The organism is Stenotrophomonas humi (genome assembly GCF_001431415.1).
GTDB classification, from domain to species: domain Bacteria; phylum Pseudomonadota; class Gammaproteobacteria; order Xanthomonadales; family Xanthomonadaceae; genus Stenotrophomonas; species Stenotrophomonas humi.
This window is the reverse complement of the sequence record NZ_LDJI01000053.1, coordinates 1-626: the sequence shown is the minus strand read 5'-3', so window position 1 is coordinate 626 and position 626 is coordinate 1. Positions and strand designations below refer to the sequence as shown.

The following is a 626-nucleotide window of genomic DNA, read 5'->3' as shown; positions in this document are numbered from 1 at the left end:
ATCCACCTTGGGCTTCGGACCATCTGCTCCCGGGAAACGGGGCAGGGGCGGCTCGTATGTACCCTCATTGGCGTCCACCAAGACAGGGCGCTTGGGTCCTGGTGGCGGCGGACTTCGGTGGTATCCAGCTACGCCGTGTGGCCCCCTTGCCGAAGACATGCCTTCGGCGCGATTCGTGGCACACTCCGGCGTACCGGCTGACAGAGCGGTGCCATAGCAGGTCGTCCGTATTAACGGGGGGAGCGAACCATGCATCGTCTTGCCGCGCTGGTTGTCGCCGCGCTTGGTCTATCGCCGTTGCTGGCCGCTGCACAGGCAGCAACCAAATCGAGTTTTATCTTGTGTACGTTGACCGACACCGGGCGGACGCCTGCGCAGGTGTGGGCTTCGCCGGTGTTCGAGTTTGTGGCCCCGGTACATGATATGGAGCTGCTCAATCGATTGGCAGGCGAGTTTCATCGCCATGTCGCCGGATTCGGCGGCGCGGGGGACAAGAGCTGCGTCGCGTTGGCCACGCGGGCAGAGGCCGACGTATTCCGCGAGGAGCAACGTGCGCTTTGGGACAAGCGGATGTACTTCATCAAGGTCGGCAACTGGCATGACGTGGCCTGGACGCCATCCCCCGA

1 protein-coding gene is annotated in these 626 nt (G+C 63.4%); it reads left to right on the top strand.

The genetic code is table 11. The annotated features are described in order from the left end of the window. Positions 1 to 249 precede the first annotated feature (249 nt). On the top strand, positions 250 to 626 hold a 377-nt coding region (locus ABB26_RS18125), incomplete at its 3' end, for a hypothetical protein (protein ID WP_152982745.1).